The 1,118-nt window shown below is 40.6% G+C and carries 1 protein-coding gene; it reads left to right on the forward strand.

Annotated elements, in window-relative coordinates; all coding sequences use genetic code 11:
- Positions 1-111 precede the first annotated feature (111 nt).
- Positions 112-1,118: conjugal transfer pilus assembly protein TraU (traU, locus tag DNJ75_RS14890; RefSeq protein ID WP_206609137.1), on the forward strand; the 1,007-nt coding region annotated here is incomplete at its 3' end.

The raw sequence follows: 1,118 nt of genomic DNA on the forward strand, positions 1-1,118 counted from the left end.
CAGATTGATTAGAAGCCAACTTAAGACAGAGTCAAAACAAAAAATAACAAAAAAAATAACAAGAAAATAGCAAACAATAACATACAAGATAAATTAAAGCGGGCGTTGCGAATGAATAAATTTAAGCAATTTTTTGTTGTAGTGAATCCCTTTATGATATTGATTTACCTGCTGTTGGGCTTATCTAAAGCCTATGCTACAGGCACAGGTTGTGTGGGGCGTTTTGTTAATCCTGTCACGGATGTCTCATGGGCAAGTGTTTTTCCTATTACGATTGGGGCAGTGCAAACCGTACCGAGTCGATTAGGCTTGCCTGATACAATAAACCCGCCGATGCCTGTGGCATTATGTCCAATTCTCCCAAATGTTTACCGTCTTGGCATTACGTTAGGTTACTGGGAGCCGCATTCGTTAGTCGATGTTACACGCATTCCCTACTGCATGGTCAATATGGGCTACCAGATGTCGATGGGGATTAATCAGCAGCAGATTGGCGGACGGTCGAATTATATGGCAGGCTCAAGTGATAGCAGTTTTTATCATGTGCATTGGTATAAATATAATGTGATTTATCTGTTAAACCTGATTATGTCAATGGGGTGTATGCAGGCGGAAGGTGTTGATCTTACCTATATAAGTGAACTTGACCCGTTATGGGATGATGAGATGTTGGCATTTATATTAAACCCTGAAGCGATTTTATTTGGTAATGTGGTTACACAATTAGCATGTATTCCAGAAGCCATTGCGACCTCTACTAATATGAGTTTGGCGTTTGATGTGCTTTTCTGGTGTGCGGGTTCTCAAGGGGGAATTTATCCGTTAACAGGGTCAGTGGCTTATACTAATGCCAATATCTCAAATGCGGTGTTACTGACGGAGCGGATGAATTACAAATTGCATCGTCAGGGTATGATTCTCGAAAGCAAAGGGGTTTATCCTATTGTATGTCAACAATATCCTGAGTATATATTACCTAAATCACGTTATCGTTATCAGTTTACGAATGTCGTGCCAGAGCCTTATTTATCGCATCCGTACACCACAACAACGGTTATTTCAGAAGCAGGCAAAGACCATATTGTGTCAGGAACCAACTTTGGGCTATTAAACTTCAG

This window comes from Cysteiniphilum litorale, assembly GCF_003428165.1.
Classification (GTDB): domain Bacteria; phylum Pseudomonadota; class Gammaproteobacteria; order Francisellales; family Francisellaceae; genus Caedibacter; species Caedibacter litoralis.